This window comes from Hanamia caeni, assembly GCF_003721595.1.
Classification (GTDB): Bacteria; Bacteroidota; Bacteroidia; order Chitinophagales; family Chitinophagaceae; genus Ginsengibacter; species Ginsengibacter caeni.
This window is the reverse complement of record NZ_RJJR01000033.1, coordinates 1-8310: the sequence shown is the minus strand read 5'-3', so window position 1 is coordinate 8310 and position 8310 is coordinate 1. Positions and strand designations below refer to the sequence as shown.

Here is an 8310-nt window from a genome sequence, read left to right as displayed (position 1 = left end):
TATTCAGTTGGCTGGCAATTACCATCCGGGCATCTACATTGCAGAGTTTCTGCAGGGTAGTGATAAAGTAACTATCCGGTTGATAAAAGAAGGAAAGTAATTTTCTGAGAAACTACAGTTTAAAGAGGTTGCCTTAAAAAGCAGCCTCTTTTGTTATGTTTGAACAGGTGAAATACTGTTTTTAAAAATGAATTAAGTCAATGGGACAAATGCGCTAAAAATCCGGGCGTTCCGTGAAAAGGTATAAATGTTTATTAGTTCATACGCCTACTTTTATCTTGTAAATTTACATCGCTAAAGAAGGATCTGTTTTTTCAGCTTCATTACTTTTGAAGTCAATTCATTAATAGAAACTCCATTTTCAATTTCGGATTCACCTGGCATAAAGGATGTTTTAATTTACTTTTTAAAAATTCGTGCCAGCTTGTGAGTATTGCACTGCAAGGCGAATGAAAAAATTATATCTTTGGGCGGTAGCACTAATTGTTTTTCGTTTCGCCGCTAATTGCTTTTCCATGGCATCCTTGATAATACCTGACAAAATACCCCCGTTTTTGTTAATGTAAACAACTGCAAAGAGTAATGAAATCTCTCAGAAGTCTTTTTATCATGCTGATCTTGCTTGTGCTGAGTCGGTCAACCTTTGCCCAGTATGGGTATATATTCAAAACGCCTTTCCCTAAACAGATTCATTTGCTGGACTCCGTTTGCATCGGGTTGGCCAAGCTGGATTCGCAAACATTTTATAAGGAAATAACCAAACTACGCACCGCTGCTGCAAACACAGACGATTATACCCGACTCAACCTCGAGCGGGCCATTCTTTCTGTAAAGACGGATGATGGATATGAACTGGAAACCGCAGTAGTGAACGGTGAGAAAGTGATCAAAGAGGCAATGAAAATGAATGCGCCGGAAATAGCTGCGGTGCAATACATGACTTTAGGATTTTACTTTGAGCTAAAGAAGCAAAGCTTTGGGAAGGCTTTTGAAAATTACCTGAAAGCCTATAACCTGCTTGAAAAGCTACCCGAAGAAAAACTTCCGCCAAGGCAGTACGCACTCTATGTTATATCCCAGTCCTATTACCGTTACAACGATTTTGGGAATGCATTGAGGCTGAGCCTCAGGACTGATAAGACCTTCAGGATAAAAACATTCGTGTATGTTTTCAATACCGACCTTATTGGAATGTGCTACATGAAAACCGGAAAATATGATTCTGCCCGCATTTATTTTCAGAGGGTATTCGATAATGCACACATAATGGAAAGTGAAGTAGCGTGGAAAGGCATTGCTCTAGGAAACCTTGGGCTGACCTATTTTCTTCAAAATAATTATAATAAGGCAATTGAGTATTTGTCGCAGGCTGTTCCAATGACGATGGAGGGAAATGTGCCTGATAATACGGTTAGTTTTGCTTCTCCTTTGTCAGAAATTTTCTGCAAAGAAAATATCCCGGCAGAGGCAAAAAAATTTCTTACTATTTCGCTGAATGCTGCTCACTTGGCAAATGATAATGAAGATTATTTTACCGCATATAATGCTGCTGCTACCTATTACCGGTCGATAAAAGATCCGGCACTCTATATGGTTTATAGTGACTCTGCTAACACCTTTAACGATAAACTTGCAGTCCAAAAAGATCTGAATACAAAATATAAGATTGAAATGGCGGTGCAATATGAACAGGTGAAGGAAAGAGAAAAATCATTTGCCAGTGAAAAACAACGACAGCTCCTGCTGAGAAATGTCATCATTGTATTTGTCGTTTTACTGATGTTTATCTCATTATTGCTTTACAACAGAGCGCAGATAAAAAACAAGAGTCGGCAGCAACAATTAATTGCGCAAAAACAGTTAGCCGAAAATGAATTGCGAACCGCCACTCAACAACTCAATGCATTCACCCAGTCTATCAGGGAAAAGAATGCGTTTATTGAAAAGGCTTCCCGTGAAATTGAAAGAGTGAATGCCGAATTGAACATTGCAAAAAATGAACAGCAAGGTTTGGCTTCTTCCCCCGAACCAGATAATCATTCAATACAACTGCTGCAGAATTCCGTACTGCTTACCGACGAGGACTGGAGAAATTTTACCCACCTTTTTGAAAAAGTGCACGAAGGGTTTTTCCAACGACTGAAACAAAAGCTCCCCGGGCTTTCTCCTGCCGAAACCAGGTTCGCAGCGCTTATCAAACTCCAGCTATCGAATAAAGAAATGGCAAGTATGCTGGGTGTGGGCACTGAGGCTATTCGTCAAATCAGAAGCCGGTTGAAAAGGAAACTCCACTCAGAAGCTGAAGAAGGAATTGAGGAATTGGTGGAGAAAATTTAAGCAGTATACGGAGGTTTTCTGATGATAATCGCTTAATTTCTTCCTTTGTATTCCACTGATTTACAGTAGGAATTTCCGCCTGTCACGTTTTGTCACATTCTGTAACACTTTAGTCACGCCGAAAATTTTTATCCGGCTCAATTATCATTTAATCTTACACGAAAGATTGAAATGAGCCGGAATTTTCTTCCTCAAAAATATAAATCATTTATCCGGTACCTGCTGATAGTCCTTGTATTTGTTTTACTAGCATTCGGCGTTTTCATGTATTTCAAATACAGGTTAAAGATGATAGAGAAGGAAAATGAAACTGGATTTCCTACTTCGCAACAAAAATAATTGATGGTGACTTTGCAGGAATGAAAAATTGAAGAGTTGATGCCTGAACGGATTGACCGGCATTGCATCAAGACAAGGAAAAAAGACACTGAAAATAAAAACATACAACTTATCACACGAAAATAATACAAAATGAAAGCAAGTTTTACAGCAACAGGATTAAGGAATTATAATTGCAGCCGGGGATTTTCTTTTGGGCGGATAATAATGATTGCCTTCCTGGTAATAACAGGTATGAGTGCAGGCAACTCTTATGGGCAATCTTACTGCATACCCACGCAATCGGTAAATACTCCCGACGGCCATTATATTAGTAATGTTTCCGTTACCGCGGCAACCAGTTTTACAAATACAGGCGGCGTTGAACCCGCTTCTTACGGAGATTATTCATCCTCGAAAGTTGCATCACAGGCTCAAAATTATCCAGTTACCCTAACTGCAAGCAGTCCCGGTGAAGGGTTGAATTATAAAGTGTACGTTGATTATAACGATAACGGTTTATTTACCGATGTAGGAGAGACAGTACTACAAATGGCAACAGAATTTGTAGGCGGTACTGTTACGGGAACATTTACCATTCCGGTGAACGCGCCTTTGGGAACTCATAGAATGCGGATTAGAGCCGATTATATCGGTTCTACCTGGGGTCCCTGTACCCAGTTGCAATCCGGGGAGACTGAAGACTATGGGCTAACCGTACTTCCAGGTTGCGACCAGCCAACCATGCAGGCAACAGCAACAAGCATTGCCTATAACGCATCATTTGATACCGTCAGGCTTAATTGGACCAGAGGCAATGGAACAGGGGGAGTGCTGGTGGTTGGAAGATTAACGTCTGCTGCAGAAGCATTTCCCGCAGGAGGTGTTTCATATTCAGCCAATACTGTTTTTAGCAGCGGTTCTGAGGTAGGCGACGGAAATTTTGTAGTATATAATGGTACGGGAACGAGTGTAGCTATTACAGGCCTTGCTGAGGACGTGAGTTATACGTTTACCTGCTATGAATACAACAATCCGGGAATATGTTACGAAGTACCTGGATCAGGATTGGCAGTTATTGTTCCTTCCAATTATTGCATACCTCCAACTTCAGCATGGTATTCTACAGGCAGCCATACCTATTATATCAACAATGTTCAAACTACAGGTGGTATAACCAACTTTACAAATGCTACCAGTTACGAAGAGAATTCTTACGGAGATTATTCATCTGCAAAAATTGTATCGCAGGCCCGAAATTTTCCCGTCACTATTACCACTTCAGGCACTGTTGGAATGGCCTATAAGGTTTACGTGGATTATAATGATGACAGGGTTTTTGATGATGGTGAAATGGTATTGCAAATGTCAAGTTTCTCCTCTAACCCTCTTTCCGGTAGTTTTATCATACCGGCTTCAGCTCCTTCAGGAAATCATAGAATGCGTATTAGAGCTGAAAGAAATGACATTAATACTTACCCGTATGTATTTTATCCGGCTGGCCCTTGTAATCAATTACAATATGGCGAAACTGAAGACTATACCTTAACTGTACCACCTCCCTGTACTCAGCCTACTACCCAGGCAACGATAGGAAATTATACCAATCTTTTATCCGGTACCAGTGCTACGGTTAACTGGACAAGAGGCAATGGAACAGGAGGTGTTTTAGTTGTTGGAAGATTGACATCGGCTGTAGCAGCAGATCCGTTGGAACGATTGTCTTATACTGCCAATAGTGTTTTCGGAAGCGGCACCCAGATTGGCACCGGGAATTTTGTGGTATATAACGGCACCGGAACAAGTGTGAATGTAACCGGCTTAACCCCGGCAGTAAGCTACACCTTTACCTGCTATGATTATAATAATACTTCCACCTGTTTTAAAACTCCCGGATCAGGATCGTCAGTTATAACCGGTGGTTATTGCATACCCGTGCCATCAGTGTCGAATGAAAAGGAGTATATCACCAATGTGAATACTACAGGTGGAGCAACCAATTTTACAAACCCTACCGGCAGGGAACCGGGTTCATACGGATTCTATGCAAGCAACCGAATCGCATCACAAGCTCAAAGTAGATCCATTACTATAAATGTAGCACAAAGCGCTTTTTCTTCTACTTTGAAGATGGCTTATAATGTGTATGTTGACTATAATGATAACGGGGTATTTACGGATCCTGGTGAATTAGTATTACAGATGCAAAGTTCTTCATCTGCTACTGTGTCCGGAAGCTTTGGTATCCCGGCTGACGCTCCAACCGGAACTCACAGAATGCGCATAAGAGGAGATGATATTAGCGCCGGGTACCCCGCTGATCCTTGCTCTCAGTTGCAATATGGTGAAACCGAAGATTACAGTTTAACTGTAACCCCCGGATGTACCTCGCCAACTACCCAGGCAACGATAGGAAGCTATACCAATAATACTGGTGATAAAATGACGGTTAATTGGACAAGGGGCAACGGCACAGGAGGCGTATTGGTTGTGGGCAGATTAACATCTGCTGCACTAACAGATCCCAATGGAGGAGATTCTTATACTGCTAATACTATTTTCGGAAGCGGCACTGACATTGGTCACGGCAATTTTGTGGTTTATAATGGCACCGGAACAAGCGTAGATGTTACCGGCTTAGCGCCCGGCCTAAACTATACCTTCACCTGCTATGAATATAACGTAGCTTCAACTTGTTATACAACTCCCGGATCAGGATTGGCAGTTAATAGCATAGGATACTGTACCCCTCCACAATCCGTAAATTATGGCAGTGGCAACTTTATTGAAAATGTTATTACTACCGGTGGATTAACCAATTTCACCAATGCTACTAATACTGAAACGGCATCTTACGGAGATTATTCATCAAGTAAAATTGCATCGCAGGTTCAAAATTTTCCCATCACTATAACAGCAACTGCTGAAGGAGGGATGAATTATAATGTTTACGTTGATTATAATGATAACCAGGTATTTACTGATCCGGGTGAATTAGTATTACAGATGAAGTATCCATTAACAGCCACTCTTTCCGGAAGTTTTACCATTCCGGCTACTGCTCCGGTAGGAACTCACAAAATGCGCATAAGAGGCGAATCGTATAATTCAGGTTATCCAACTGATCCTTGCTCGCAATTGCAATTTGGGGAAACAGAAGATTATGGATTAACTGTAGTGCCTCCATGTACTCAGCCCACCGGCCAGGCAACGATTGAAAGTTATACCAATAATACATCAGGTGATAAAATGACTGTTAATTGGACAAGAGGAAATGGAACAGGAGGCGTATTGGTTGTAGGAAGATTAACATCGGCTGCACCAACAGATCCGGTGTCAGGCTTTTCTTATACTGCTAATGCTTTTTTTGGCAGCGGAACTGAACTTGGTACCGGAAATTTTGTGGTCTATAATGGTACCGGATCCAGTGTAACTGTAAGCGGCTTATCCCCTGCGACCGGCTACACCTTTACGTGCTATGAGTATAATGATACAAGAACCTGTTACAGTTTTCCGGGTTCAGCTTCTGCCGTTACAAGCTTTACCTTGCCAATGACTTACTCTTCAAGTAATACAATTCAATTAAACAGTGGGTCTATCCTATCATTCTCATCTGTTACCAATCAAATTGTGCAGGTGCAGGTAGTTACCACTGGTGGTACTTCACCATTCAATATGACCTCAATGGTGTTCAGCACCAACGGATCAACGAATGCCTCAACAGACATTGCTAATGCTAAAGTATATTACACGGGTACCTCATCCGTGTTTGCTGCCACAAGCCAATTTGGTTCCACATTTGACCATCCAAACGGCAGTTTTACCGTGGACGGAAATCAGTCACTCTCAACAGGAACTAATTATTTTTGGGTTGTTTATGATTTGACCGCAACAGCGGGTTCCGGAGATGCGATTGATGCCGGCTGTACCCAGCTCGTAATGAGCGGGCCAGGCGGTACTCAAACTCCTGCAACTACCAGCCCTGCAGGCAATGCGCTTGTTAGTTTGGAATATTGTGTACCACCACAATCAACTAATTATACACCCGGGTATTTTCATGTCAATAATATTAGCACTTCGGGAGGAATAACCAATTTGGATAACTATCCGAATGATATCAATTCTTACGCAAATTATTCAGCAAGCGATATTGTATCGCAAACACAAAATGCACCGATCACAATAAACCTTCAATACTACTCTTACTATGGCATGTACGATTTCAATTGTCTTGTGTACATTGATTTTAATGATAACGGCGTTTTTACTGACCCAGGTGAGACTATATATGGGACGCAGGATTTAGAAGATGGTACTGCATCGATAACCTTTACCATTCCTGCTGACGCGCCTATTGGAACCCATAGAATGCGGGTAAGAGCTGATATACTATCTCGTCCATACGATGCCTGTAGCCCGTTATACTATGGTGAAACCGACGATTACTCATTAACTGTAATTGGATGTACTGCCCCAACTATTACAACAGATGTTTCCAATCCTTCGGCTGTAGATGATGGTGGAACTGCTCCTGAGTTAAGTGTAAATGCCAGCGGAACGGGTACACTTCATTATCAATGGTACAGCAATACAACCAACGGCAACGTAGGCGGATCAGCTATCGGACAAGACGCCGCTACCTATACTCCCGATGTATCTACAGCAGGCACTTATTATTATTATGTAGTCGTTAGTGGGGATTGTGGATCAAAAACCAGCAGTGTTGCGACGGTAATAGTAAATGCTGCTGAAATACCGGCAGTAGCAGGCACTATAAGTGGTGAAGGCACCGTTTGTCCAGGTACAAACAGTACTACACTTACTTTGAGCGGCTATACCGGAACGATTCAATGGCAGTCATCTACAGACAATCTAACATTTGATAATATTGCAGATGCAACCGCGGCCACTTATCCAGCATCCAATCTCACTGCTTCCACCTGGTACCGGGCAGTGGTTACCAGCGGTGGTGCAAGTGCAACCACTCAGAGTGTGGCTATCATTGTTATTTCAGGGATAGATGCCTCTGCAAGCAGCAATCCTATTGCATTGGGTTCTGGCGCTATTTTATCCGCTACCATTTCTCCGGCAATTTCCGGGATTACTGTCAGCTTCAATGTTGATCCCGGGACCGGAGTGGTTACAACTTATACGGCTGTTACCAATAGTTCAGGGGTTGCCACCACTGCTCCGATTTCAGGCCTTTCAGTTAATTTATACAAAGTGATAGCAACTGCTGCATCGGGTTGTGCTATTTCTAATGCCGCTTACCTGCCTGTATATGATCCTAACAGCAGCTTTATTACCGGAGGCGGATGGATTACCTCACCTGCCGGCGCTTTGGTTGCCCAACCTTCACTGAGTGGCAAGGCAAACTTTGGCTTCGTAGCTAAATATAAGAAAGGCAGTAATGAGGTAGATGGGAATACTGAGTTCCAGTTCCAGGACGGTGATTTTAATTTCAAAAGCAGTGAATTGGATGCAGGAACTCTGGTTATCTCAGGCTCAAAAGGAACTTACAGAGGTGAAGGAACCGTGAATGGCGCCGGTGATTATGGATTCATGGTATCTGCTGTTGATGGGCAAATTAACGGAAGTGGCGGAACAGACCTGTTCAGGATTAAAATTTGGGATAAAAGCCTCGGAAATAGCGTG

The 8310-nt window shown here is 42.3% G+C and carries 2 protein-coding genes; both read left to right on the top strand.

From position 1 onward, the window contains the following. The first annotated feature begins 582 nt into the window (after positions 1-582). Entirely contained in the window at positions 583-2337 is a 1755-nt protein-coding gene (locus tag EFY79_RS21100; protein WP_123122745.1) for a tetratricopeptide repeat protein, read from the top strand. Positions 2338-2808: 471 nt separating this feature from the next. Beyond that, positions 2809-8310: GEVED domain-containing protein (locus EFY79_RS21095; RefSeq protein WP_148041996.1), on the top strand; the 5502-nt coding region annotated here is incomplete at its 3' end.